Origin of the sequence: Aurantiacibacter gangjinensis, assembly GCF_001886695.1 — a bacterium.
Classification (GTDB): domain Bacteria; phylum Pseudomonadota; class Alphaproteobacteria; order Sphingomonadales; family Sphingomonadaceae; genus Alteraurantiacibacter; species Alteraurantiacibacter gangjinensis.
Genome location: NZ_CP018097.1, coordinates 734,403 through 759,531, shown reverse-complemented (window position 1 = coordinate 759,531; position 25,129 = coordinate 734,403). Strand labels below are relative to the sequence as shown.

27 protein-coding genes are annotated in these 25,129 nt (G+C 64.6%); 9 read left to right on the top strand and 18 right to left on the bottom strand.

What is annotated here, in order from left to right:
- Window positions 1-45: 45 nt before the first annotated feature.
- From BMF35_RS03715 to sciP, 4 genes are all read right to left on the bottom strand, one after another.
- Window positions 46-3,519 carry an efflux RND transporter permease subunit gene (locus BMF35_RS03715; protein WP_047006967.1) on the bottom strand — a complete coding sequence of 1,158 codons (3,474 nt, stop codon included), beginning with the start codon at window positions 3,517-3,519 and terminating at the stop codon, window positions 46-48.
- An 8-nt stretch (window positions 3,520-3,527) separates the two neighbouring features.
- Window positions 3,528-4,751 carry an efflux RND transporter periplasmic adaptor subunit gene (locus BMF35_RS03710; protein WP_047006966.1) on the bottom strand — a complete coding sequence of 408 codons (1,224 nt, stop codon included), beginning with the start codon at window positions 4,749-4,751 and terminating at the stop codon, window positions 3,528-3,530.
- A gap of 226 nt (window positions 4,752-4,977) precedes the next feature.
- Entirely contained in the window at window positions 4,978-5,235 is a 258-nt protein-coding gene (locus tag BMF35_RS03705) for a GlsB/YeaQ/YmgE family stress response membrane protein (RefSeq protein ID WP_047006965.1), read from the bottom strand.
- A 119-nt stretch (window positions 5,236-5,354) separates the two neighbouring features.
- Entirely contained in the window at window positions 5,355-5,654 is a 300-nt protein-coding gene (gene sciP, locus BMF35_RS03700; RefSeq protein ID WP_047006964.1) for a CtrA inhibitor SciP, read from the bottom strand.
- Window positions 5,655-5,758: 104 nt separating this feature from the next.
- Here sciP and BMF35_RS13540 point away from each other — a divergent pair, with 104 nt between their 5' ends.
- Both BMF35_RS13540 and mnmA read left to right on the top strand, forming a co-directional pair.
- Window positions 5,759-6,154, top strand: a complete 396-nt coding sequence (locus BMF35_RS13540; RefSeq protein WP_162273598.1) for a hypothetical protein — start codon at window positions 5,759-5,761, stop codon at window positions 6,152-6,154.
- The gene (gene mnmA, locus BMF35_RS03690; RefSeq protein ID WP_047007581.1) at window positions 6,120-7,277 is read left to right on the top strand and encodes a tRNA 2-thiouridine(34) synthase MnmA; all 1,158 of its coding nucleotides are present in this window, start codon (window positions 6,120-6,122) and stop codon (window positions 7,275-7,277) included. The genes BMF35_RS13540 and mnmA overlap by 35 nt, the downstream gene beginning before the upstream one ends.
- Before the next feature lie 3 nt (window positions 7,278-7,280).
- Here the strand turns inward: mnmA and BMF35_RS03685 are convergent, their stop codons facing one another.
- On the bottom strand, window positions 7,281-7,628 hold the full coding sequence (locus tag BMF35_RS03685) for a hypothetical protein (protein ID WP_052766053.1): 348 nt from the start codon (window positions 7,626-7,628) through the stop codon (window positions 7,281-7,283).
- A 37-nt stretch (window positions 7,629-7,665) separates the two neighbouring features.
- On the opposite strand from BMF35_RS03685, the gene BMF35_RS03680 reads away from it, so the two are divergent.
- On the top strand, window positions 7,666-8,820 hold the full coding sequence (locus tag BMF35_RS03680) for a serine hydrolase domain-containing protein (protein WP_052766052.1): 1,155 nt from the start codon (window positions 7,666-7,668) through the stop codon (window positions 8,818-8,820).
- Between the two features lie 63 nt (window positions 8,821-8,883).
- Here BMF35_RS03680 and BMF35_RS03675 read toward each other — a convergent pair whose 3' ends face one another.
- Genes BMF35_RS03675 through pdxH form a run of 3 tightly spaced genes read right to left on the bottom strand, consistent with a single transcriptional unit; the run spans window position 8,884 to window position 11,241 of the window.
- Entirely contained in the window at window positions 8,884-9,684 is an 801-nt protein-coding gene (locus tag BMF35_RS03675; RefSeq protein WP_047006962.1) for a PhzF family phenazine biosynthesis protein, read from the bottom strand.
- Window positions 9,681-10,616, bottom strand: coding sequence for a cation diffusion facilitator family transporter (locus tag BMF35_RS03670; protein ID WP_047006961.1), 936 nt, complete (start codon window positions 10,614-10,616; stop codon window positions 9,681-9,683). The genes BMF35_RS03675 and BMF35_RS03670 overlap by 4 nt, the downstream gene beginning before the upstream one ends.
- A 10-nt stretch (window positions 10,617-10,626) precedes the next feature.
- Complete coding sequence (pdxH, locus tag BMF35_RS03665; RefSeq protein ID WP_047007578.1) at window positions 10,627-11,241, bottom strand: pyridoxamine 5'-phosphate oxidase; 615 nt, start codon at window positions 11,239-11,241, stop codon at window positions 10,627-10,629.
- A 212-nt stretch (window positions 11,242-11,453) separates the two neighbouring features.
- Here pdxH and BMF35_RS03660 point away from each other — a divergent pair, with 212 nt between their 5' ends.
- From BMF35_RS03660 to fabI, 4 genes are read left to right on the top strand one after another with little or no spacing between them, the layout of a single operon-like run.
- A complete protein-coding gene (locus BMF35_RS03660) occupies window positions 11,454-11,780 on the top strand; it encodes a hypothetical protein (RefSeq protein ID WP_047006960.1) in 327 nt (108 codons plus the stop codon).
- 58 nt (window positions 11,781-11,838) lie between these two features.
- Window positions 11,839-12,801 carry a DnaJ C-terminal domain-containing protein gene (locus tag BMF35_RS03655; protein WP_047006959.1) on the top strand — a complete coding sequence of 321 codons (963 nt, stop codon included), beginning with the start codon at window positions 11,839-11,841 and terminating at the stop codon, window positions 12,799-12,801.
- A 27-nt stretch (window positions 12,802-12,828) separates the two neighbouring features.
- A complete protein-coding gene (locus tag BMF35_RS03650; RefSeq protein WP_082115682.1) occupies window positions 12,829-13,875 on the top strand; it encodes a YihY/virulence factor BrkB family protein in 1,047 nt (348 codons plus the stop codon).
- Entirely contained in the window at window positions 13,872-14,675 is an 804-nt protein-coding gene (fabI, locus tag BMF35_RS03645) for an enoyl-ACP reductase FabI (RefSeq protein WP_047006958.1), read from the top strand. The genes BMF35_RS03650 and fabI overlap by 4 nt, the downstream gene beginning before the upstream one ends.
- Window positions 14,676-14,696: 21 nt before the next feature.
- Here the strand turns inward: fabI and BMF35_RS03640 are convergent, their stop codons facing one another.
- From BMF35_RS03640 to BMF35_RS03600, 9 genes are all read right to left on the bottom strand, one after another.
- Window positions 14,697-15,365: a hypothetical protein gene (locus tag BMF35_RS03640; RefSeq protein WP_064971413.1), complete on the bottom strand. Its 669-nt coding sequence runs from the start codon at window positions 15,363-15,365 to the stop codon at window positions 14,697-14,699.
- A 100-nt stretch (window positions 15,366-15,465) separates the two neighbouring features.
- The gene (locus tag BMF35_RS03635) at window positions 15,466-15,984 is read right to left on the bottom strand and encodes a demethoxyubiquinone hydroxylase family protein (RefSeq protein ID WP_156172131.1); all 519 of its coding nucleotides are present in this window, start codon (window positions 15,982-15,984) and stop codon (window positions 15,466-15,468) included.
- Complete coding sequence (locus BMF35_RS03630) at window positions 15,984-16,436, bottom strand: disulfide bond formation protein B (RefSeq protein ID WP_047006956.1); 453 nt, start codon at window positions 16,434-16,436, stop codon at window positions 15,984-15,986. Before BMF35_RS03630 ends, BMF35_RS03635 begins: the two co-directional genes overlap by 1 nt.
- 54 nt (window positions 16,437-16,490) lie before the next feature.
- Entirely contained in the window at window positions 16,491-17,825 is a 1,335-nt protein-coding gene (locus BMF35_RS03625; protein WP_047006955.1) for a S41 family peptidase, read from the bottom strand.
- Between the two features lie 112 nt (window positions 17,826-17,937).
- A complete protein-coding gene (locus BMF35_RS03620; protein ID WP_052766051.1) occupies window positions 17,938-19,146 on the bottom strand; it encodes a murein hydrolase activator EnvC family protein in 1,209 nt (402 codons plus the stop codon).
- 9 nt (window positions 19,147-19,155) lie between these two features.
- Window positions 19,156-19,578 carry a 23S rRNA (pseudouridine(1915)-N(3))-methyltransferase RlmH gene (locus tag BMF35_RS03615; protein WP_047006954.1) on the bottom strand — a complete coding sequence of 141 codons (423 nt, stop codon included), beginning with the start codon at window positions 19,576-19,578 and terminating at the stop codon, window positions 19,156-19,158.
- Window positions 19,579-19,891: 313 nt separating this feature from the next.
- Entirely contained in the window at window positions 19,892-20,275 is a 384-nt protein-coding gene (gene rsfS, locus BMF35_RS03610; protein ID WP_156172130.1) for a ribosome silencing factor, read from the bottom strand.
- A gap of 135 nt (window positions 20,276-20,410) precedes the next feature.
- On the bottom strand, window positions 20,411-21,109 hold the full coding sequence (locus BMF35_RS03605) for a nicotinate-nucleotide adenylyltransferase (protein ID WP_047006952.1): 699 nt from the start codon (window positions 21,107-21,109) through the stop codon (window positions 20,411-20,413).
- On the bottom strand, window positions 21,073-22,347 hold the full coding sequence (locus BMF35_RS03600) for a glutamate-5-semialdehyde dehydrogenase (protein ID WP_047006951.1): 1,275 nt from the start codon (window positions 22,345-22,347) through the stop codon (window positions 21,073-21,075). Before BMF35_RS03600 ends, BMF35_RS03605 begins: the two co-directional genes overlap by 37 nt.
- Before the next feature lie 241 nt (window positions 22,348-22,588).
- Here BMF35_RS03600 and BMF35_RS03595 point away from each other — a divergent pair, with 241 nt between their 5' ends.
- A complete protein-coding gene (locus BMF35_RS03595; RefSeq protein ID WP_047006950.1) occupies window positions 22,589-23,758 on the top strand; it encodes a peptidoglycan DD-metalloendopeptidase family protein in 1,170 nt (389 codons plus the stop codon).
- Window positions 23,748-24,176 carry a bactofilin family protein gene (locus tag BMF35_RS03590; protein WP_047006949.1) on the top strand — a complete coding sequence of 143 codons (429 nt, stop codon included), beginning with the start codon at window positions 23,748-23,750 and terminating at the stop codon, window positions 24,174-24,176. The genes BMF35_RS03595 and BMF35_RS03590 overlap by 11 nt, the downstream gene beginning before the upstream one ends.
- Window positions 24,177-24,265: 89 nt before the next feature.
- Here BMF35_RS03590 and BMF35_RS03585 read toward each other — a convergent pair whose 3' ends face one another.
- Window positions 24,266-24,994: a DUF1013 domain-containing protein gene (locus BMF35_RS03585; protein WP_047006948.1), complete on the bottom strand. Its 729-nt coding sequence runs from the start codon at window positions 24,992-24,994 to the stop codon at window positions 24,266-24,268.
- Window positions 24,995-25,129: the final 135 nt, after the last annotated feature.

The window sequence follows — 25,129 nt, the reverse complement described above, 5'->3', positions numbered from 1 at the left end:
CTGTCAGGCGGTAAAGGTGCGCCGCCTGCCATCATCGGACCGGGCTTACTCGGCAGCTTGCGGCTCCTGACCGGTGATGTTTTCATCGCCCGGCTTGTAGGTCAGCAAGCGTTCGCGCAGCCACGGGCCGAGCTTTTTCTCCAGCCCGTCCGCCAGGCTGAAACCAGCCGGTACGATCAGCAAGGTCAGCACGGTCGACAGCAACAGCCCGCCGATCACCACCGTGCCCATGGGCGCGCGCCATGCGCTGTCGCCCGTTAGCGAGAGAGCGGTCGGCACCATGCCCGCCGTCATGGCGACCGTCGTCATCACGATGGGCTGGGCGCGCTTGTGCCCCGCCTCGATAATGGCGGCGAGCTTGTTGGCGCCCGCTTCCATCTCCTCGATGGCGAAGTCGATCAGCAGGATGGAGTTCTTGGCGACGATGCCCAGCAGCATGAGCATTCCGATGAAGACGGGCATGGAGATGGGTAGCGGCGAGAAGTCGCCTGTTCCCACTCCGGTGATCCAGCCTGCGACATACAAAGCCACAAACCCACCGAGCGGGGCAAGCAAAAGCGATGTCATGTTGACCAGCGGCGAAACCACCCGCCGATAGAGCAGCACCAGCACCGCAAAAACGAGGAAGAAGCCCGTGATAACTGCGGTGATGAAATTGTTGATGAGGTCGATCTGCCATTCATCTGCGCCGACCGGGCTGTTGGAAACGCCCGTGGGCAGGTTCTGCATGATCGGGAGATTGTCGATAGCGCTGCGCACATCGCCGCGGGCTGCATCCGGCCCGATATCCAGGCCCACAAAAACCCGGCGGTTCTGGTTGACGCGCTCGATGGACGTCGGTCCCATGCCGAGCGAAATTTCCGCCACACGGCTGAGTGGCACGCTGCCGCCATTGGCGGTCTGAACCGGCAGGTTGCGGATGGTCGAGAGATTGCGCCTGTCGCCTTCGGCCAGCCGCACGCGGATCGGGATCTGCCGATCCGACAGCGAGAACCGCGCAGCGTTCTGGTCGATATCGCCCAGCGTGGCGATGCGGATCGTCTGGCTGAGCGCAGCGGTGGTGACGCCGAGGCTGGCAGCCAGATCCTCGCGCGGTTCGATCAGCAATTCGGGCCGCTGGAGATCGTAATCGATGCGCGGCGCGACGGCGCCGTCAATCGTCTCCATCTGCTCCACCAGCGAGTTGGCGGTCTCGAACAGCAGCTCCGGGTCGGAGCCGGACAGCATGATTGAGATGGCGCGGCCCGTGCCGCCGCCTCCGCCCTGGTTGTTCTGGAAATTGACGCGCGCATCGGGAATGTCCTGCAGCACCGGCGTCAGCTCGCGCTCGAAATCGAGGCTGGAGCGCGCGCGGTCGTCGCGAAGCACCAGGCTGATGCGGCCCGAGCCTTCATTGGCAATGCCAAGCGCGATGGCGACTTCCTGCTCTTCGCTGAGCCGCGCGGCGACCTGATCGACCACCGCTTCGGTCTGCTCCAGCGTGGTGCCGGGCACCATGTTGATGCTGACACGGCTGAAATCGCTGTCATTGTCGGGGAAGAACTGCGTCGGCAGGCTGCCTGCGATGATGACTGTGAGCGCCAGCGATGCGACGCCTACCAGCATCATCCAAACACGGTGATCGAGAAAACGCGCAGCGCGATAGCGCGCGCGGCGAGCAAACAACGAACCGCGCGCGGAAGTCAAGCTCACCATCAGGCCAACGATCATCGCCAGGATCGAGGCCGCGATATACGCCCCAAGGCCAAACAACACTGGCCAGACGAAATAGGCCCACCATGGCCCGCTCGTCGCGGATTCCTCATCTGACAGTGCTTCAGTCGAAGAAGACTCCGGTAGAACGCCGAGATCGCCCGCGATAAATATAAGCAGGACAAATGCCGCGACCACGAAGCCAACGATTGGCAATAATCTGCTGGGCCCTACATGCCCGATCCGCTCGCGCGCTGCTGCAAAGGCGCGCGTATCGAGCGACCAGCGCAGCACGCGCATATACCGGTCCATCATCGGGCCTTCGCCGTGCACGGCATGGCCCTTTGCCTTCAGGAAATAGGCAGCCGCCATGGGCGTGATCATGCGCGCGACGGCAAGGCTCATCAGCACGGCGACCACCACGGTGATGCCAAAATTCTGGAAGAACTGGCCGGAAATGCCAGGCATCAGGCCGACGGGCAGGAAGACCGCGACGATACAGAATGTGGTCGCCACAACCGGCAGGCCGATCTCGTCTGCCGCATCGATGCTGGCTTGGTAGGCGCTTTTGCCCATGCGCATATGGCGCACAATATTCTCGATCTCGACGATGGCGTCATCGACCAGCACGCCTGCCACCAGCCCCAGCGCCAGCAGCGAAAGCGTGTTCAATGAGAATCCGAACCACGCCTCCATGAAATAGAAGGTCGGGATGGCCGAAAGCGGGATGGCAATCGCGGCAATGATCGTCGCACGCCAATCGCGAAGGAAAAGAAATACGACAAACACTGCCAACACCGCGCCTTCGATCAACAGCGCCATCGAGCTTTCGTACTGATCCTTAGTGTAATCGACCGAAGTGAAGAGGCGGGTAAAAGTGATGCCCGGATTGGCTTCCTGAACCCGCTCCAGCGCTTCGACGGCACCGTCATACACGCGCACATCGCTTTCGCCGCGCGCGCGGGTGATCGAGAAGGTGACGACCTGCCGCCCGTTCACCTTCGCAATGGTATTCACCTCGCCGAAGGCATCCTGCACGGTGGCGATATCCGCCAGTTTGACGGTGCGCCCGCCGCCCAGCGGGATTTGCGTCTGCGACAATTCGTAAGCGTCTTCCGCATTGCCAAGCACGCGCACGGACTGGCGCGATCCGGCAATCTCCGCCTGCCCGCCCGCGGCGTTGATGTTGAGCTGACGCAGCGCGCCGTTTACCTGGCTGGCGGTGACGCCCAGCGACTGCATGCGTGCAGGGTCGAGGATGACGAGAATCTCGCGATCCACCCCGCCGCTGCGGCTGACTTCTGCCAGTCCGTTTACCGTCAGCAATTCCTTGGTGACGGTGTCGTCGATAAACCAGCTCAGCTGCTCCAGCGTCATATCGTCGGCGCTGACGCCGAAACTTACGATGGGCTGGGAACTGGTGAGCTCCTTGAAAACGCGCGGTTCCAGAATGCCGTCGGGCAATTCGCCGCGAATGTTGTCGATCTCGGATTTCACCTCGTTCACCGCTTCGGCAATGTCGGTGCCGATGGCGAATTCGATGACGGTGAAGGTATTGCCTTCCGAGGCGGTGGAGCGGATGTTCTCCACCCCGTCCAGTGTCTGCACCGCGGCCTCCACGCGCTGGGTGATCTGGTTCTCCACTTCGGGCGGAGCGGCACCGGGCTGCGAAATGCTGACGATGACAACGGGGAATTCGATATCCGGATTATCCTGGATATCCATCTGCTGGAACGACATGATCCCCGCGATCATCAGGGCGATGAAAGCGAGGATGGGGACGATCGGGTTGCGGATCGACCAAGCAGAGATTTGGCTGAAATCCATGTGTGCCGTCAGCCGTCGCTATCTTCGGCGTCGCTCACGCTTTCGCCTTCGCGCACTGGGCGCACCTGCTCGCCTTCGGTGAGGAAGCCGCCGGCCCGCACGACCACGCGCTCGTTTCCGCGCAGGCCGCCTGCAATGGCGATGCCTTCATCGCTGATCATGCCGAGTTCCACATCGCGGCGCTCGACCAGTCCCTCATCGTCCACGATATAGACGTAGGAGCCGCGATCGTCCGACAAGACAGCGCTTTCGGGCAGGCGCGGAGCAACAACGGCTTGGCTACCGAGCGCAATGGATGCAAAGCCGCCCGGGCGCAGCGCCGGATCGTAAGACATTGCGCAGCGCGCTGTGCCCTGCCGGGTCTGCTCGTCGATAATGGGCGATTTCTGCCAGACCTGGCAGGTGAAGGTCTCGTCCGTGCCGACAGGCGTGACCTGCCCGGTCGCGCCCACATTTACTAGGCCGAGATCTTCCTCGCCCAACAGCGCCAGCAATTCCATCTCGCCGCCGCGCGCAATGGTGAACAGGCTGCCAGAGCCTGGCCCGACGACCTGGCCCGCTTCCACGTCGCGAGTAAGCACCAGACCGGCCGCGGGTGCGACGATATTGAGCTGCGCGTTGCGCGCCTGCCGCTCCGCCAGCTGCGCGCGGGCGACCTGCACGCGCGCGACGGCGGCATCGCGGGTGGCGGTCAGCCGGTCGATATCGGCCTGGCTGATGAAGCCGCGCTCCACCAGTTGCAGCGCACGGTCGAGATTCGCCTGCGCCAGTTCGGCATCTGCCTGTGCCACGTCGATCTGTGCTGCCTGCGCGCTGGCCTGCTGGTTCTGTACCGAACGATCGATCACGGCGAGCACTTGTCCGGCACGCACCCAATCGCCGGCTTCGACAGCGACGCGCACCACCCGGCCGCCTTCGCCCACCGCGCCGACCTGTATCTCGCGCCGCGCGGCCAGCGTGCCGGTGGCATTGATGATGCCCTGCAGCGTGCTTGCTCCGGGAGCGATGACGGTAACAACGGGAATGCTGCCTTCATTCTCTTCCGCGGCAAAGGGTACCTGCTCTTCACCGCTGGAAAGCAGCAAGGCGGCGATCAGCGCACCTGCAACAAGGATGCCGAGCACGATCCACAGGCGGCGCTTCTTCGCGCGCTGTTCGTCGGCGACCGCGTCGTCCTCCGCCACGAGGCGGCTGCCGCGGTCGGAGAGATCCATTCTCGTTTCGTAATTCATCGGCGAAACGCCCTATCCGTCTAAGCGCCGCGCAATAGCACATCGCTTTGCATTGCGCGACCGGCGCATGTCGCCGTCCCACGCGCCCATAGCGCCGAGCGTGTTGGCTATGCAATGCACCGCTCTGCCAAGGCGCAATTATGTCCGATGAATGTGTGCGGCACAGCAAAAAGGGGCGGAAAGCCATGCTTTCCGCCCCCGATTGGTTACGCTTGGTTCGTTGCGGTTACCGCACGCGGCCACGCTGGATCAGGTTGACGATGGCCAGCAGGACCACGGCACCGATCGTCGCGGTGACGAGATAGCTCAGCCACTCGGGCGAAAAGCTGATAAATTGGCCCAGCAGCCAGCCGCCGATCAGGCCGCCGATAATGCCGACGACGATGTTCCAGAAGATGCCCATGGAGGCATCGCGGTTCATCACCATGCTGGCGAGCCAACCGGCGATACCGCCAACGATAATCATAATAATGAAATCGATCATTCCCGTTTCTCCTCACATGAACCCTGTTCATTGGGTCATGCACGGAGAAACGGCGTGCGCAGCGCGATGTTCCGAGAGATTACGTCGATAGGAGGTTCGCTGCCTCGCAGGCCGGCGCGTCAGTATTTCAGCTGGCGCTCGTACAGGTCGCGATAATGCTGGATGCGGGTCACGCGCAGGCCTTGCATGCCGCTGCGATCGACGGCGCGCTGCCAACCGGCGAATTCTTCCAGCGTCAGGCCGTAGCGTTCCAGAACCTCGTCGATCGTCAGCAAGCCGCCATTCACGGCTGCCACCACCTCGGCCTTGCGGCGCACGACCCAGCGCTTCGTCTTCGGCGAAGGCAGGTCGTCGACGGTCAGCGGCTCCCCGAGGGGGCCGATCACCTGTGCCGGACGGATTTTCTGGTTCTCGATCATATGCTTCCTCGGTCGGCAGCCGCACTACCATGGTCGTGGTCGATACTGTTTGCCGATGCGTCTTTGCGATTGCCTAAACCATCAGGGTTAACAGGCCGTTGTTCTTGGTTGCGAAGCGCGTCAGAGACCGCATCGCCATCGCCATGCGCCGCAAGGTGGCGGGCGGAATGCGCATCGAAGCTTGCCAGCGATTCGCTTTCTTCCTGCTCGACCTGGCCACGCATCTCGCGCGCCGCGCTCAACCGTGCGACAAGGTCCGACCATTCGACTTCGCACAGCGCATCGTCTGCGCGGCGGGTGCCGGAATCGCCTTTCAAGTCAGGCGCCTGGGGGATTTTTCCTTCGAACATGGCAACGGCTGTAACGGTGAAGCGTCAAGAAGCGGTAAAGCACCGATTAACGCGGTGTTGACGCGCGCATCAGGGTTTGGCGCGCGCGGCGCAAACGTGTATGCGGCGCGCCATCATGTCCGATATCGCCACCCTGCCACTCTCGGTTAACGCCGAAGAGCTTTTCGACCTGCCGCGCCCCGCGTCCGATTGCCGGATCGTGGTGGCGATGTCAGGCGGCGTGGACTCCTCTGTTGTGGCCGCGCTCGCCGCGCGCACCGGGGCCGAAGTGATGGGCATCACCCTCCAGCTTTACGACTACGGCGCGGCGACGGGCCGCAAGGGCGCGTGCTGCGCAGGCGACGATATCCGGGATGCACGCATGGTGGCGGACCGGCTGGGCATCGCGCATTACGTGTTCGATCACGAAAGCAGCTTTCGCGAGGAAGTGGTGGAGACGTTTGCCGACGAATATCTCGCAGGCAGAACGCCCATCCCGTGCATCCGCTGCAATATGGGCCCGAAATTCACCGATCTGCTGCGAATGGCGAAGGAACTGGGCGCCAATTGCCTCGCCACAGGGCATTATGTGCAGCGGGTGATCGGCGAAGCAGGGCCGGAATTGCACCGCGCCACCGATCCGGGACGCGACCAGTCCTATTTCCTCTACGCCACCACCGAAGAGCAGCTCGATTACATCCGCTTCCCGCTGGGCGGCCTCCCAAAGAGCGAGGTTCGGATCATTGCCGAGAGCTTCGGCCTCGTCGTCGCCAACAAGCCCGACAGCCAAGATATCTGCTTCGTGCCCGATGGCGATTACGCGAAGATCGTGAAAGCCATGCGCCCCGAAGGCGGGCGTGCAGGCGAGATCGTGCATGCGACAAGCGGCGATGTGCTGGGGCAGCATCCGGGCATCATCCACTACACGGTCGGCCAGCGGCGCGGTCTCGACATCGGTGGCCAGCCGGAGCCGCTTTACGTCGTCGGCCTGGATGCGGAGAGGGCGCAGGTGCTGGTCGGACCGCGTCGCCTGCTGGCGGTAAGCAGCGCGGAGATCGTGGAAACCAACCGCATCGGGCCGCTACCCGATATGCCGCTGACGGCAAAAGTCCGCTCCATGGCCAAGCCTGTGCCCGTCAAGCTGGAGGGTCCGCTGGGTAACGGCGCGAGCGTTCGCATCCGCTTCGAGCAGCCCGAATACGGCGTCGCGCCCGGGCAGGCAGCCGTGATTTATGCTGGCGAGCGCGTGATTGGCGGCGGCTGGATCGAAGGTACCGAGAAGGTTCCCGCCTGACGCTCAGCTTTCCCAGGGCTCCAGCACGCAGCCAAAGCCCTCACGGTGCTGCGCCGTGGTGCTGGCGACCAGCGGTATGCGAGCGGTGACGCTCTGCTGCGCCTCGTCTTCGCCCAAGAAGACCAGCCCCATGCCGGGCAGCAAGTCGTCCTTGCAGCTATCGAGTGCGCGCCCGCCTATATGGCGGCACGAGCAGGCATTCTTGGCCGCATAGGCCGTGGCGGTCTGCGAATATCCGCGAATGGGCTCTGCATAATACCACACCGCTGCCACACCGATCAGCACGAGCACGGCGAGCGGTTTCCGCCACCCGATGCGTCCCCTTGTTCGGCCTTGTTTTGCGGTTGCCATTTGGCGGCTCCTGATCGAAAGACGCCTGGCTATTCCCATGCCGTCTTCCCCCGCCCCTAGCCGCCTCGCCGCCCGCTCGCCATGGCTTTGTGCATTGGCGGGCCTTGCCTTGGTGCTGCCCGCGTGTGCTCAGGAAGGGCCGCCGCCGCTGCCGCCCGTTCCGGAAGAGGCGATGGCCGCCGTCGCCGTCGAACCCGGCGTGCCGCGAGAGCCACTGGCCCGCGCTATCGATACGCTCTTCACCGCAGACGGCATCGGCGAAACGCGCGCGCTGGTGCTGATGCATCGCGGTGAGATCGTCGCCGAGCGCTATGCCGAGGATTACGGGCCGGACATTCGCTTCACCGGCTGGTCCATGTCGAAGACCGTGACCGCCGTTCTGCTCGGCATGATGGTGGCCGATGGACGGCTACGGCTGGACGATCCCGCCCCGGTCAAAAGCTGGCAGCGCGCGGGCGATCCGCGCAGCGCCATCACGCTGCGGCACCTCATCCAGATGCGCTCCGGCCTGCGGCATGAGGAAGCGAGCGATCCCGCCTATCTGTCTGACGAGGTGCGCATGCTGTTCCTCGACGGGCGGGACGACATGGCAGGCTGGGCCGAAGCGCAACCGCTGAGCGCGGCGCCGGGCACCACCTTCGCCTATTCCAGCGCGACCAGCGTCATCCTCTCCGACATCGCCACCGAGACCATCGCGCCGGGCGAGAGCGCCGAGCGGCGGATGGAGACGATGGCGGACTATCTCGATGCGCGGCTCGCCGTACCGCTGGGCATGACATCGCTGGTGGGCGAGTACGATGCCGATGGTACGCTGATCGGCGGGAGCCATATTTGGGCGACGGCGCGCGACTGGGCGAAGTTCGGCGAGTTCCTGCGCAATGGCGGCTCCGTCGCCGGCGCGCAGATCGTGCCGCGCGGGTGGATCGACTTCATGCGCACGCCAAGCCCCGCTTCGCCCGATTATGGCGGCCAGCTCTGGCTCAATCGCGACAGCGAGACAGGGCGCGATACACTGTTCGCCGAGCAGGGGCCGGACACCGCCTTCGCCGCCGTCGGGCATCTGGGGCAGTACATCATCGTGTCGCCGGAACAGGGGCTGACGCTGGCGCGCCTGGGCAAGACCGATGGTGAAGAGCGCGCGGCGCTGGTCGATGCGCTGGCCGATATTGTTGCGCTTTACCCGGAGCGTTAGCGGAGCCTCTGCGCAGGCAGGGGCCGAGTGCCATGAGCAAGAGATTCCAGCCTTCGCTGGAAATCAGGCCAAGTGAAACGTCCCCTCCACGACCGTAACGCAATCGCCTGACAGGATCGCACGGTCGCCTGCCAGCGTGCAGGTCGCATGCCCGCCGCGTTGCGAGGCTTGGTACGCGGTGAAGCTGTCGCGGCCCATCTTTGCCGCCCAAAACGGCGTCAGCGCAGCGTGGGCTGAGCCTGTGAAGCTATCCTCGTCCACGCCGCCGCCGGGCACGAAGACGCGGCTGACCACGTCGGTATCCATGCCGGGCGCGGTGCAGATGAACTGGTCATCACCCAATGTGCCCAGTGCGCGCACATCAGGCTCCAGCCTCAGCACATCGTCGGCTTTCTCGAACAGGTAGATGCCGTAGCCATCGGGATTCAGCCACACTTCCTGCGGCTGCGCGCCCAGATGCTGCACCGCTTCGGCAAACTCGCCGCGCTCGATGGGGATCGCGGGTAAAGCGAGATCGTACCCTGCCTCAGATTTGGAGACTTCCAGAATGCCAGCTTTGCGAGTGCGGAACCGCACCGCATCGCCGCCATCCCGGGTCAACAGCACATGCCCGCTGGCCAGCGTGGCATGGCCGCACAGGCGGATTTCGCATGTCGGCGTAAACCAGCGAAGCTCCCAGTCGGCCTCGCCGCTCTCGTCGCGCACCACGAAGGCGGTTTCGGCAAAGTTGTTCTCTTCGCCGATGGCCTGCAGCACGCTATCGTCCGGCCATTCCTCCAGCACCATGACCGCAGCCTGGTTGCCCTCGAACGGTTTGGAGGCGAAGGCATCGACATGCCAGTAGGGGATGGCATTACGGCTCATGTATCGTTCTCCAGCTTCGCAAATTCGTCGGTCTCGACCAGCGGATTGCCCGGCTCGTCCACATGGCCTTCCGGGTCGATATGGATCAGCAGTTCCAGCCCAGGGAATCGGCTGGTCAGGTCTGCCTCGACTCGCTCGATGATGTCATGCGCCTCGCCCACGCTCATGCGGGCGGGCAGGTCGACATGGAACTGCGCGAAGTCCGCCGTGCCGCTGGTGCGGGTGCGCAAATCGTGCAGGTTGGACAGTTCGGGATGGCGCGCCGCCGCTTCCACGAAAGCGCGTCGTTTCTCCTCCGGCCATTCGCGGTCCATCAGGTGGTCGATGGCTTCGGAGGATGCCTCATACGCATTCCACAGCAACCATGCAGCGATGGCAAGTCCGAAGAGCGGGTCCGCCTGTCGCACACCCAGATACTGGTCGAGCACGAGCGCACCGATCACCGCGAGGTTCAGCAACAGGTCGCTCTGGTAGTGCACACTGTCGGTCTGGATGGCGAGCGACCCGGTGCGCCGCACCACGTGCCGCTGCCACGCCACCAGAGCGAGCGTCAGCACGATCGCGATGGCGGAGACGGCGATGCCGGTATCGGCGGCCTGTGTTTCCCCGCCTTCGACCAGCCGCTGGATGGCGCGAAAGGCGATGGCGCCTGCCGACAGGGTGATGAGGATGACCTGGAAGATGGCCGCCAGCGCCTCTGCCTTGCCATGGCCGAAGCGGTGGTTCTCGTCAGCGGGATGCGCCGCGACCCACACGGCCAGCAGTACGGCGAGGCTGGCGACGAGGTCCAGCACCGTATCGGCAAGGCTGCCCAGCATGGCGGTAGAACCGGTCTGCCACGTCGCCCAGCCCTTCAGCACCGCCAGCACCAGCGCCACCGTGATGGAGGCGATGGCGGCGCTGCGTGTAAGGGAGGCTCGGGTGTCGGTCATGGCCTATCGCTCATGGATACAGCAGCGTGCTGTCCCATGCCGCGCTCTCGCCCGTGCGGGTGAAGCGGCGGCGTTCATGCAGACGGTTGGGTCGGTCGGTCCAGAACTCGATGGCGACGGGTGACAGGCGAAAGCCGGTCCAGTGCGGCGGACGCGGCACTTCGCCAGCGTCCTCATAGCGCGCGGCCAGTTCGTCCACACGGTCAGTATAGGTCTCGCGCGATGGCAGCGGGCGCGACTGGTCGCTGGCTGCGCTGCCGACCTGGCTCTTGAACGGGCGCGAGTGGAAGTAGGCATCGGCCTCTGCCGCGCTCACTTCGGACAGCGGCCCCTCGATGCGGATCTGGCGGCGCAGGCTCTTCCAGTGGAACAGCAATGCTGCCTGCATGTTGGCGCGGATCTCCTCGCCCTTGCGGCTTTCGGCATTGGTATAGAACACGAAGCCCTCAGCACCGTGCCCCTTCAGCAGCACCATACGCGCCGACGGCATTCCGGCAGGCGTCGCCGTGGCGAGGCACATGGCGTTGGGATCGTTCGGCTCGCTCTCCTGCGCTTCGGCAAACCACGCATCGAACAGGGCGAAGGGGTCGGTAACGGGAATGGCGTTGTCGGATGTGTCCGTCATGCAGCGCGCCCCCGATACGGTGCTAACCTGGAGCACCTGGAGCACTGTCCTGAAGCAGAAAAAGCGGTCGCGCAGAATGCGAGCGGAAAGATAAGCAAGTGGTCGGTATGGGCAGGGCTCTTAAACATGTCGGCCAGCCTATAGACGTTTGGTATGTGTAGGAAAGGCCGCGCATTTGCATGGCAGCGGGTGGCAGGTTAGGACGTAGGGCCATGGAAACTGTCGCCATCTACGCCCTGGTGGCGCTGCTGATCCTGCTGATGATAGCCCCGCCGCTGCTCGCGGCTTGGTACGGCTATACGTCCGCCACCTTCAATGAATTCCCGCTGGGATCGATGTCCTTCTTCTCTTTCGGCATAAGCGCTGTCGGACTTGTCGGAGACTGGTTCGCCGATGACCCCTCGCAATCCTTCACGCAGCGTCTCGTCTGGGCCACCGCCGTCTTCGCAGGTGGTTCGCTGTGTTGGCTGATCGGGTTTTTTGCCGGACATTGGCGGCGCCGCAATCGCAGCGTGATCGGCACGCGCATCAGAAGATGACGCCCTCGCGATGATCCCCGCCTTGCCGAATCTTCGCGACCTACCTAGCTAACACACCATGGCCGATCCCTATTCCCTGCTTGGCGTTAGCCGCGATGCGAGCGAGAAGGACATCAAGTCCGCCTATCGCAAGCTGGCGAAAGAGCTGCATCCCGATCGCAACAAGGACAATCCGCAGGCGTCGGAGAAGTTCAGCAAGGTCACCAATGCCTATGACCTGCTGTCCGATAGCACCAAGCGCGCGCAGTTCGATCGCGGGGAAATCGATGCCGAGGGCAATCCGACCATGCCATTCGGTATGGGCGGAGGGGGCGGGTTCCGGCCCGGCTCCGGCGGTGCAGGCGGACAATATACGGCGCGCGATTTCCAGGGTTTCGGCGGCGGCGACGACATGGATTTGAGCGACCTGTTCGAAGGCTTGTTCGGCGGCAGTTCGCGAGGAGGAGGCGGACGGCGCGGACCGTCGGGCGGCTTTCGCCAGCCACCTCCCCCGCCGCCGCGCAAGGGCGCCGACATCCGCTATTCGCTTTCCGTCCCCTTCGTGGACGCCGCCACTCGCGCGAAGCAGCGCGTGACACTGTCGGATGGCAAGACCATCGACCTGTCGCTGCCCGCTGGTGTCGAAGACGGCACCACCATGCGCCTCAAGGGCAAGGGCCAGCAGGGCCCGGGCGGCGCGGGTGACGGCATCGTGGTGATCGACGTGCAATCGCATCCGTACTTTCGCCGCGATGGTGATAATGTCCGCGTCGATTTGCCAATCAGGCTCGATGAAGCGGTAAACGGCGCGAAGATCAAAGTGCCCACGGTGGATGGGCCGGTGATGCTGACCATCGCGGCAGGCTCCAGTTCGGGCAAGGTGCTGCGGCTCAAGGGCAAGGGCTTTACCGGCAAGAACGGCACGCGCGGCGACCAGCTGGTTACGCTGGAAATCCAGTTGCCCGAGGATGTCTCGGCACTGGCCGAAAAGCTTAGCGGCTGGAGCGATACCGGCAATCCGCGTGAAAACATGGGACTTTAGGCAAAAGCCTTGCTAACCGCCTGAGCGATGACTCCGCCCGGGATCAGCGAACAGGAAGCAAGGCCAGGCCCGCCGCGGCCCGATCTCTCGCCCGAAGCCCGGCGCCGTGAAGCACTGGATTCGCCCGGGCACCTCGCCCGCTTGCGTGCTCACGTCAGCCCGGGCACGCGCTTTTACGAGGTTGCGAAACGGGTAGCGGTCGGCTGTTTCAACGATGGCACCATCCACGCAGGCAACCTTGCCTATATGTCGGTGCTGGCGATTTTCCCCTTCTTCATCGTCGCCTCCGCCATCTTCGCGGCCGTGGGCGAGGAAGCGGAACGCGCTGCCACCATCAATGCGATCCTCGCGGCCGTGCCGCCCGTCGTCGGCGAAGTCATCGGGCCGGTCGCCGAAAATGTGGTGGAGGCGCGCAGCGGCTGGCTGCTGTGGGTCGGCGCGGCTTTCGGCCTGTGGACCGTGGGCAGCCTGGTCGAGACGATCCGCGATATCCTGCGGCGCGCCTATGGCACCAAGGCGACGCAGGCGTTCTGGAAATACCGCCTGTTCTCCACCGGCATCATCATCGCTTCGGTATTGCTGCTGATGACATCTCTGCTGGCGCAGGTGATGATCGGCGCTGCGCAGCAGGTGATCGAGGCGTATTTCCCGCAGTTCAACGACGTGCTGGGGCGCTTGTCGCTCTCGCGCATCGTGCCCGCTTTCGGCCTGCTGCTATCGATCTGGCTGCTCTTCGTGGCGCTGACGCCCGCCGCCTATCGCGGCAAGAAATATCCCAAATGGCCGGGCGCCTCGCTGACGGCGGGCTGGTGGATCACGGTAACGCTGGCGCTGCCGCCCGTGTTGCGCAGCCTGTTCAGCTACAACCTCACCTACGGATCGCTGGCCGGCTTCATGATCGCGCTTTTCTTTTTCTGGCTGGTGGGCTTAGGGATGGTCGCAGGCGCGGAGCTCAACGCCGCCCTTGCCGAACCGACCGATGAGGACGCGGATGGCGAGCCATTGGACGAAACAGAGACCGAAATTGCGGGCGATCACGACTCGCCTGCCAGACTGGAGGACACTGCCGCATGACCGGACTGATGCAGGGCAAGAAGGGGCTGATCATGGGCCTCGCCAACGACAAGTCGCTGGCCTGGGGCATCGCGCAGAAGCTGCATGAGCAGGGCGCCGAAATGGCGTTCTCCTACCCGGTCGAGGCGCTGGCCAAGCGCGTCGGCCCGCTGGCAGAGCGCGTGGGCAGCGATCTCCTGATCCAGTGCGATGTGGCCGATATGGATGCGATGGACGCCGCCTTTGCCGAAATCGAGAGCCGCTGGGGCAAGCTCGATTTCCTCGTCCATGCCATCGGCTTTTCCGACAAGAACGAGCTGCGCGGCAAGTATCTCGATACCAGCCTCGAGAATTTCCTGAACACGATGAACATCTCGGCCTATTCGCTGGTCGCCGCCGCCAAGCGCGCCGCGCCGCTGATGAAAGATGGCGGCAGCATCCTCACGCTCACCTATTACGGCGCCGAAAAGGTCGTGCCGCATTACAATGTGATGGGGGTGGCCAAGGCGGCGCTGGAAACGAGCGTGCAATATCTCGCCAACGATCTTGGGCCGGACAACATCCGTGTGAACGCGATCAGCGCCGGGCCGATCAAGACGCTGGCTGCGAGCGGCATCGGCGATTTCCGCTACATCCTTAAATGGAACGAGCTGAACGCGCCCATGCGCCGCAATGTCACTATCGACGATGTGGGCGGATCGGGCCTCTATTTTTGCTCCGACCTGTCATCCGGCGTGACGGGCGAGGTCCATCATGTAGACGCCGGCTATCACGTGGTCGGCATGAAGCAGGAAGATGCGCCCGATATCGCGCTGACCTGATCGGTCGGAATTGCCGGAGTTTTACGGCTGCGGTGTCGGACCGATCGGGCGCGGACCTTCGTCTTCGCCGTCATCCAGAGGCTGCGCGGGCAGATCGCCCGGCGGCACGCGGTCCGGATCGAGGATTTCGGGCGGCGGTGCATCGGGATCGACCACTTCGGCACCCACGGGCTGCGCCTGCGCTTGGCGGCGGCGCTGTAATTCGGCCTCTTCCAGCTCCTCGACGCGGGCCTGCATCGCAGCGGCCTCTGCATCGATGGTGGACAGGCGCTCTGCCCGCTCGGCGGCGATCAGCTCGGCAAAGCGGACGGTGCTGCCGCTTTCGCGCTCTTCATAGGCGCGCTCGATCATCTCGAGCGTACAGCCCAGTTCCCCGCCTGCGCCAACGGGCGTACAGGATAGCGGGCCGAAATCGCCGACGGTTTCCAGCGAGCGGACGCGCTCGCTCCAGCTTTCGTTTTCGGGCGAATTGCTGAAGCGCAGATTGGGCGGAATGCGATAGCGCTCGCTCTCGTCCAGCCGCGCGCAGACCGTAATCGTGTCGCCAGTGGACGTGGGGCATTCGTCGTCGCCATAGATGATGACGGTGTTGACCCGGTCGCCCGGCTGGCTTTGCGCGGCAGCGGGGGCGGAGCCTAGCCCGGCAGCAAGGGCTGCGACGGCGGCGGCGATTGGCAGAGTGCGGGTCATGTCATCCTCGTCGAGTCATTTCAGGGCGCATTGGGCGCTTCGCGTGTTGAACGCATGATGAAGCGGGAGTTTCCGTCGCGATTTTGCGCTTTGGGCCGCGTCAGATCTTCTGCGAAATGCGAATGGCGGCGCGGCAGCCGAGCCGGATGGCGACAGACAGCAGCGGATAGGCAGGTGCATTTTCCGCGCCATGGGCAATGGCGGCATCGCGGTGCTCGCGCTCATCCTCGCGGAACCGGTGGATCATGTCGGCCAGCTCCGGATCGTCGCCGTCACGCTCCAGCTCGTCGAGCTGCTGCGAATAGTGCTTGTCGATCTCTGTTTCGACCGCGGCGGTGCAGGCCATGGCCGCTTCCGGCCCGATCAGCGCCGTGCCCGCACCCAGCGCATAGCCCGCGACATCCCAGAACGGCTGGAGCGCCGTGGGGCGCACGCCGCGCCTCGCCATCAAGGCGTCGAATTCGGCACGGTGCCCCGCCTCCTGCTCTGCCATGGCGCGGATTTCCGCCGAATGCGGTCCGCGATCGCCCATCACGGCCAGCTGCCCTGCATAGATGCGCGTTGCGCCGAATTCGCCCGCCTGGTCGACGCGGATCATCTCTTCACGGCTCTTGCCCATCACGCGCGCTCCTTTGCGAGTAGTAACACCCATATGGCGACGGCGCTGCCGATGGAAAGGAGGGCATTCCAACCGGCAAGCGAAATGCCGAAAAGGCTCCACGCCGCTTCGTCGCAGCGCACGAATTCGAGCGAGAACGGATTTGAGCCGGTGCAGCCCAACGGGCTCGGCCACCAGCCGTATTCGACGCCTGCATGGAATGCGCCAATGGCGCCGGATATGGCGATGGCGAGCGCGGCGAGGCCGATCCACATCCGCTTTTGCGCTGCGAAGGTCGAGATCAGGGCAAGCCCGATTGCGGCAAAATGCGGGTAGCGCTGCCACCAGCACATCTCGCAAGGGAACAGCCCGAAACCGTATTCGGACACATAGGCACCGGCCAGCAGCAGCGCGGGTATGGCGAGCGCCAGACGCTGCGCCAGTTTGTCGGAGCGGGGGAGAGGGGTGGTCATGGAAACCTTATCGTGTCCATGAGCGCAACGCGCAAGCTTCCAGCCTGCTCGCCTCTAATTCCGCGCCACATTCACGCCGGCCGTACGGCGCAGCGCGCGCACGGCGTAGTCGAGCTGGAAGTCCTCGATACCCTGCTCGGCCAGCTCTTCCGCCGTCAGCTGGAAGCGTGGATCGTCGAGGCGGTCGCGCTCGAGGTTCTCGTCCTCGACGCCGATCTCGCCCACCAAGTGCCCACGCAGATCGCTTTCGCGCAAGGCGAGGCGCTGACGGCGCTCGGCATCGGGATCGGAGAGCTGTGGCACGCGGATATCGGGCTCGATCCCGCCTTCCTGCACGCTGCGGCCCGACGGCGTGTAATAGCGCGCGGTCGTCAGCTTGAGGGCGGTGTCGCGGCTCAGCGGCAGCAGCGTCTGCACGCTGCCTTTGCCGAAGCTGCGCTCGCCCATCACCAGTGCACGGCGATGGTCTTGCAGCGCGCCCGCCACTATTTCGCTGGCCGAGGCGGAGCCTTCGTCGATCAGCACGATGATCGGCAGCCCCTCGGCCACATCGCCGCGATAATAGGTTTCGGCATCGTAATAGATTGTGTCGCGCCGCGTCCGTCCGCGCTGGGAGACGACCTGACCTGCATCGAGGAACAGGTCCGACAGGCGCACCGCTTCTTCCAGTGAGCCGCCCGGATTGCGGCGCATGTCGAGCACGAGGCCATTCAGCTGGCCCGTCGCATCGGAGCGTAGCGCCTGTAGCGCATCGCGCACATCGTCACCCACATCGGCGGAGAATTCGTTGACACTGATGTGGCCGATATTGCCGTCGAGCAGCTCCCAGGTCACCGGCTCCAGCTCGATCAGGCCGCGGGTCACGGTCACCTCGAAACTGTCCTCGCGGCCCGGGCGGAAGATCGTCACCTCGATATCGGTGCCCGCCGGTCCGCGCATCTGTGCGATGGCTTCTTCCAGCTCCAGCCCGTAGATCAAATTGCCATTGATATGCGTGATGTAATCGCCAGCCTGGATGCCGGCTTGTTCGGCGGGGCTGCCGCGGAAGGGCGAGATGACTTTGACCGCGCCCTCTTCACCGATGATGGAAATGCCCAGCCCCTGGTAATTGCCGTCGATCATCGTGGTCAGGCGGTCGAGCGCCTGTCCGTCGAGATAAGCCGAGTGCGGATCGAGCGCGGCGAGCATGCCGTCGATTGCGCCGCGGATGAGAACTTCGTCCTCCACCGGCTCGACATAGCTGGCCTTGATGCGCTGGTAGGTGGCGAAGAGAGCTGCAAATTCCGGCGAGGCGCGCCCCTCCACCTGCGCAAGCGCCGCCGTGGTGGCGGGCAGGAGAGCGACGGCGGTGCACAGGGCACCGGCACGGATGGCGGCGGCAAACTTCATAAAGCGAATCCTTGGGCGAGTGATCGAGTGTCCCTTGGGGCAGACTATCGCATGGCCGTGCTTAACGCCAGATGATGCACTGATGGAGGAGGCGGTGCCCCGTCGAGGGACGTCAGCGGGTGTGCGATAACGGATTCACGGGCTCGCCATTCTGTCGCAGTTCCAGCGTAATGCGCGGGTCGCTCGACGCAGCTGTTCCGAGCGGAGAGCCGGACACCAGATCGTCCCCGACATTGACATCGACGCGTGCCAATCCGGTTATCAAGCTAGTCCAGCCAGCACGATGTTCGACAATGACGATCCGGCCATAACCGCGATAGGGTCCGGCGAAAACGACGCGTCCTGCCGCGGGCGACACGACTTGCGCCCCGGCGATTGGAGCGAGCGTGAGCCCTCGGCTCAAACCTGAATGTTGTGGCGCGCCGAAGCCCGTCACTGTCCGCCCGGCGACGGGCAGCACATAGGGCGTCGGTGCACTCGCCCGGGCTGCTGACGGCACGGGCGCGGCATCGGCCTCGCTCTGCGCATCTTCCGGACGGGCCGGCCGCAAGCGTGGCCCGGGCAGGGCTGCTAACCGCTCTCGTAAAGCCGCGGCGCGATCCAGCTCGTCCACCAGCCCGTCAAGATCGCGCGCTTCTTCCGCGAGCGCCAGCGCCCGTTCCGCCTCGCGGCTGGCGCTGCCCCCGGCAGAGCGGGCGGCAAGTCGCTCGCGCGTTTCGATTTCGGCCAGCTCCTCGCGCCGGGCGGCAAGTTCGGCTTCCTCTGCGCGCAGGGCTTCGGTGGCGGCGAGCTCGACGCGGCGCAATTCGCGGGCGCGGTCCAGCCGGGTGCGCAGGTCGCGCGTGCCCGCCTGCACTTGCGGGATCCGGTTGTGGAGGATGGCGCGCAGATACACGATGTCCTTCACCGATCCGGGCTGCATGACCGACAGGGCCAGCGGACGGCGCGAGGCCTGTTGCAGGGCGGCGATCAGCTCGACGACGGGCTGCTGCTCGCGTCCCAATTCTTCACGCAGGTTCGCCTGCTGCCGGTCGATCATCGCCATGCGCGCACGCGCTGCCGTGATGCCCGCCTCGGCCTGCTGGATACGGGCAGCGAGCGCAGCAGCTTCACGGGCAGCGCGCTGGGCTGCGTTCTCGGCTTCGGCAGCCTCTTCCTCGAAACGCGCGCTGCGCCGTTCGGCGGCTTCCCGCTCTTGCAAGGCGTCGGCCAGCGCCTCGCGCATCGCGTCCGGGCTGTCATCGACGGGCGCGTTCTGCCCGGTTGCGGCAGCGGCAGCGCAGAAGGCGATGGAGCCGATGAGGAGGAATGCGCGGTGCATCAGACCTCGCTATCCTGCCCGATGATAGGGGTGGCCTGCAAGGATGGAGGTAGCGCGGAACAGCTGCTCTGCCAGCATGGCGCGGGCGAGCAGGTGCGGCCAGGTCGCCTTCCCAAAACTGATGAGCAGGTCCGCCTCGGCACGCTCGGCGTCGGAATGTCCGTCCGCCGCGCCGATGATGAAGCGACATTCGCGCATCCCGTCATCACGCCAGCGACCGAGGATTTGCGCGAACTCCTCCGAACCGAGATTCTTGCCGCGCTCGTCCAGCAGCACAGTCTTGTAGGGCGTCAGCGGATCGGGAATTCGGCCGCCGCTTTCGGGCAATTCGGTCAGCTTGAGCGGCCACGCGATGCGCTTGGCATAGCGCTCAACCAGCTCGGCCTCCGGCGATCGGGCGATCTTTCCGCGGGCTATGATGTGGAGGAGCATTGGCGCATGTTAGCTGATTTAGCGCGGGTTGGAGCGTGATCTTTAGGGTTACGCTCCGACATCCGTCGGAGCTTCCTCGGTGCTATTCGCTCCGGCTTCGCCTGCGCGGCACCTGCGGGCGGGCGTTCGCCCTAGGTCTGTCGCTGGTCGCGCCCGAGAACAGAGCGTTTAAAATGATTGACGAGATTCTCGGCGCCTGGAAGGCGACGACAGCGCGCGGAAGCGTAGCTGACCGTCGGTCAATTGCGCGCCGCCCGATAGGGCGAAAGCCTAAGCGAGCGGACGCGAGCGCCGGCGCTTGAGGCTAAGCCAACTACGCCCTGCCCATCTGGCGGGATTCGCCGTCCTCGCCGAAGCCCCACATGCGCTCGAGATTATAGAAACTGCGCACTTCGGGGCGGAAGAGGTGGACGACCACGTCGCCGGCGTCGATCAGCACCCAGTCGGCAGCGGGCAGGCCTTCGATGCGGGGCATGGCCTTGCCCGATTTCTTCACCTTCTCGGCCAGCTTGTTCGCCATGGCGGCGACTTGCCGGGTCGAGCGGCCCGAGGCGACCACCATGTGATCGGCAATCGAGCTTTTGCCTTGCAGCGGAATGGAGACGATCTCCTGCGCTTGGTCGTCATCCAGCTGTTGCAGGACGAGAGCGTGGAGGGAGCCGGGCTCGGCGTCGATAGGTGTGGTGGTGTCAGACATGGAAAAGATGGACGTGCTGGCAGCGGACGGGCTGGATGGAGTGGAACTCGCGGTTCCCGTGATAGCAGCTGGCATCGCGTATGGTCATGCTCCGTATAATGGGGTTATGGACGAAAGGGTTCCGGCGGCGGAGCCTCACGCATCCACCCCGCTGACCGTATCCGTGATAGGGGAGTGCGTCACCTCGTCCCGCGGCGCAGGCCCGGCAAACCGGTCTGCCCAGTCAGGATCCGCCCGGCGTATCTGTGTGGCCGAACGCGGATCGGGATCGAAACGCAATTCTATCAGCGCAGGAGCGCTCCATTCGCCCCGGTTGCGTAATCGGGATGCGGACAACCGGTAACGCCGCAGCCAGACCATGGCGGGGCTCGCCAAGGCATCATCGTCATACCCCGGGCGGGCGATCACGGCAATGGGCATCGTGCGCGCTATACGCCGCCAGTCCTTCCAGCGGTGGAACTGGGCGAGATTGTCCGCGCCCATCAGCCACACGAAGTGGCGCTTGGGATAGCGGCGTGTGAGCGCGGCGAGCGTATCGACGGTGTAGCGCGTGCCCAGCTCGCGCTCGATCGCGGTCACGCGGATCGGTGCGCGTTTGGCCTGCGCCTTGGCGGATTGAACCCGCGCGGCGAGCGGGGCCATGCCCTCGCGCGGTTTGAGCGGATTGCCGGGCGAGACCAGCCACCATGCTTCGTCCAGCCCCAGCGCCTCGATAGCGAAGCGCGTGATGCGGCGATGTCCGCCATGCGCCGGATTGAAGCTGCCGCCGAGCAGTCCGGTAATCGGTCCGCCGTGTCTCACCCGCGAATGTTTCCGTCGCCGCGCGCCAGCCATTTGTACGTCGTCAGACCCTCCAGCGCGACCGGACCGCGAGCATGCAGCCTGCCCGTCGCAATGCCGATTTCCGCGCCCAGCCCGAACTCGCCGCCATCGGCGAACTGGGTGGAGGCGTTATGCATCACGATCGCGCTATCGACCTCCCGCAGGAAGCGCGCGGCGACATCCTCGTCCCCCGTCACGATGGCCTCGGTGTGGCCGGAGGAATGGCGGGCGATATGCGCAATGGCATCGTCCGGACCGTCCACCACGGCGACCGACAGCACGGCATCGAGATATTCGGTGTCCCAATCTTCCGGCGCGGCGGCGCTCACGCGGGCATCGATGGCCTGTGCCCGGGCATCGCCGCGCAATTCGCAGCCCGCATCGGCCAATGCCGCAAGGATGGAAGCGTTTTGTGGAAAGCTCGCATCGAGCAGCAGGGTCTCCATCGCCCCGCAAATGCCCGTGCGGCGCATTTTGGCGTCCATCACGATTCGATGCGCCATGGCAGGATCGGCGGCGGCGTGGACATAGGTGTGGCAGATACCATCGAGATGGGCGAGCACCGGCACGCGCGCATCGGCCTGGACGCGGGCAACCAGCCCCTTGCCCCCGCGCGGCACGATCATGTCGATCAGCCCAGCCGCCCGCAGCATGGCAGATACGGCCTCGCGGTCCTGCGTCGGCAAGAGTTGTACCGCGCCGGCGGGCAGGCCTGTCCGCGACAGCCCCTCCACGAACGCTGCATGGATGGCGCGATTGGAATGCAGCGCCTCGCTGCCGCCGCGCAGCAGCGCCGCATTGCCTGAACGAAGGCAGAGCGCTGCGGCATCGGCGGTAACATTGGGGCGCGATTCGTAAATGATGCCGATGAGGCCGATGGGGATGCGCCGCCGCTCCAGCGCGAAGCCGGCAGGCGCGGTGCTGGTGTCGATCACCTGTCCGACCGGATCGGGCAGCGACGCGACATTCTCGATGGCTGCCGCCACGCCTTCCAGCCGTGCTTCATCGAGCGTCAGCCGGTCGAGGAGGGCAGCGGACAGGCCGCGCTCCCTGCCAGCCGTTACATCCTTCGCATTGGCCGAAAGGACCGCAGCGCCGCTTTCGCGCAGAGCCTTCGCCACCGCCCGCAGCGCATCTGCCTTTTGCGTATCGCCGGCAGACGCCCACACGCGCTGCGCCGCGCGGCCTTTCGTCGCCAGTTCGGCGACCAGCGCATCATCCGCGCCTGACATATCCCTGGCATGGTCCATCCATGCGGCTCGTATCAAAAGGGCAGGGCAGTGTCAGGACCGAATCGGTCCGGCGGAAGCGGCGGTGAAAAACGCCGACGCCGCGTTTGGTTCCCGGACTTGTAAGATTTTTTGTCACCGATGAAACGATTCATCCCGCGACCCTTTCAACTCGCCCCAAAGGTTAACACCAGCTTTTGACGCGAGCGATGTGAGCGTTATCCCAGCTGGCATAACAACCACACGGGATCACGGGGTCGTTTTGACACATTCATCCAAGGGCGGATTTTGGGACCGCCTGCGGACCTACTTTCCGGAGCGTGAGTTTTTCATGCGCTCGCAGGGCCAGGTCCGCTTCCTCACCATCACCACACGGATGCAGATGATCGCTGCGGGCAGCGCGGCTGCCATCGCATTGGTCTATGCAGGCTCGATGGGCGCCATGGCGATCAGCCAGTGGCAGGCGAGCAGCGAACGCGCTTCCCTGCTGGAGCGCGAGGCGCAGGTCGCCACCTCGGAAGAGCGGTTCGATGCCTATTCGCAGGATCTGGAAGCAACGGTAGCCGATCTGCAGGCGCGACAGGACATGCTCGACAGCATCGTCGAGACCCTGCCCGAAGATATCGTCGCCGAGGCGAATGACACCGTCACCGATTCCAGCGCCGAGAGCGAAGAGCTCATCAGCATGATCCGCGACGTGTTCCCGCAAGCCGAAGGCGTCGCCCGCATGGAAGCGCGCCAGCTCGCATTCGTGGAGCGGCTTACCCGCTATGCAGACCGCCGTGCGGAGCGCGCCGAGCAGGCGATGCGCCAGTTGGGCGTCGATCCGCGTGTAGTCGTTTCCGCGTCCAACACTGCAATGGGTGGTCCGTTCGAGAGCGTGGCATCCGAAAGCGATGGCTCGCTCGATCCGCGTTTCGAACGCCTCAGTCTCAGCCTCGCCCGCATGAGCGCGCTGGAGCAGGGCCTCGACCAGATCCCGCAGGTCATGCCTGCCGATCTCAATTCCATCTCGTCCGGCTTCGGGCACCGTCGCGACCCGTTCAGTGGCCGCGCTGCGATGCATAACGGCCTCGATTTCCGCGCGCCGCACGGGTCACCGATCTTCGCCGCTGCCGATGGCCGCGTGACGTTCGCCGGCTGGAAGAACGGCTATGGCAAGGTGGTGGAGATCACCCATGGCGGCGGTATGGTGACGCGCTATGCTCATATGTCCGCCTTCCGCGCCGAAGTCGGCGACCATGTCGATGCGGGTGACCGGATCGGCGACATTGGCAACACCGGCCGTTCCACCGGCCCGCACCTGCATTTCGAAGTCCGTATCAACGGCAATCCCGTCAACCCGCGACCCTTTTTGGAAAGAGCCCCCCATGTTCTCGAACAAGTCCGAACAGAGTTCGCCCCAACCGCGAGCGAAAACCATGAGCACTAATTCCGGCAGCACGTTTTCCGTGATCGGCACTGATGTCACCATCCGCGGTGACGTGGAAGCCAGCGCCGACCTGCATGTCGATGGCAAGGTCATCGGAAATATCGCCTGCGCCAGCCTGGTGCAGGGCGAGGAGAGCCGGGTCGAAGGCGAGATCAAGGCCGATACGGCGCGCCTTTCCGGCTCCGTTGAAGGCACGATCGAGGTAAAGAACCTCGTCGTGCTGAAGTCCGCGAAGATCAAGGGCGATGTCAGCTATGACACGCTGACGATCGAGCAGGGCGCTGCAGTCGATGGCCGCTTCGCCCCGCTGCGCAACAAGGCAAACGCAAGCGCGCCCAAGGCGCAGGGTTCCGGCCAGTCGAAAGACCCGGCCAAGCCTGCGGGGCAGTCATCGGCAGAACTTTCGCTCGCCGGCTGACGTTTCGAGATATTGGAGGGTTAAGGGGCGGTCCATCGGGCCGCCCCTCTTTCTTGTGCGCCGCTCAGGCGCGGTGCATCACCTGTCGATCACAGCGGATCGTTCTTGATGTCGCCATTTTCGTCGGTTTCAGCGGCACGCTTCGCTTCCAGCCATGCTTCGGCCTCGGCCTCCTGCGCAGCCTGCGCGGCGGCCTTGGTGGCCTCCTCACGCTCGCGCTGCAGCTGTGCGATCAGCTCCTGCTTCTCGTCGCGCGGCTGTACGGGTGCTTCGGCTTCGGCCTCGCCCTCGGCAGCGGTTTCCGGCGCAGCGGCAGCGGCGCGCTTTGCAGCCTTGGCGACAGCGGCATCCAGCTCGCGCTGCGAGCATAGGCCCAGCGTTACCGGATCCTTCGGCGTGATGTTCTGGATGTTCCAGTGGCTGCGCTCACGGATCGCATTGATGGTGTTGCGCGTCGTGCCGATCAGCTTGCCGATCTGCGCGTCGGAAATTTCCGGGTGGTTGCGCAGGATCCATGCAATGCCATCGGGCTTGTCCTGCCGCTTGGACACCGGCGTGTAGCGCGGGCCCTTGGTGCGGCTGACATCGACGGGCGCCTTCTGCATCACCAGCGAATAGTCGGCGTTGTCTTCGCCCTTCTTGATTTCCTCATGCGTGAGCTCGCCCGAATGCACGGGATCGCGGCCGGTATATTTGGCGCCCGCCAAATCGTCTGCCATGGCCTGCACTTCAAGGATGTGCAGTCCGCAGAACTCGGCGATCTGCGCGAAGCTGAGGCCGGTATTGTCGATCAGCCAGCTGGCGGTCGCATGCGGCATAAGGGGCTTGGGCTGGTCAGCCACGGTATTTCTCCAACTGGAAATAAAAGGGCCGCCCCTCGCGGGACGGCCGTTATGTAAGCAATGATGTAGACCCTTTGCGGCGGATCGGCAAGCATTTGCGCGTTTGGCGCT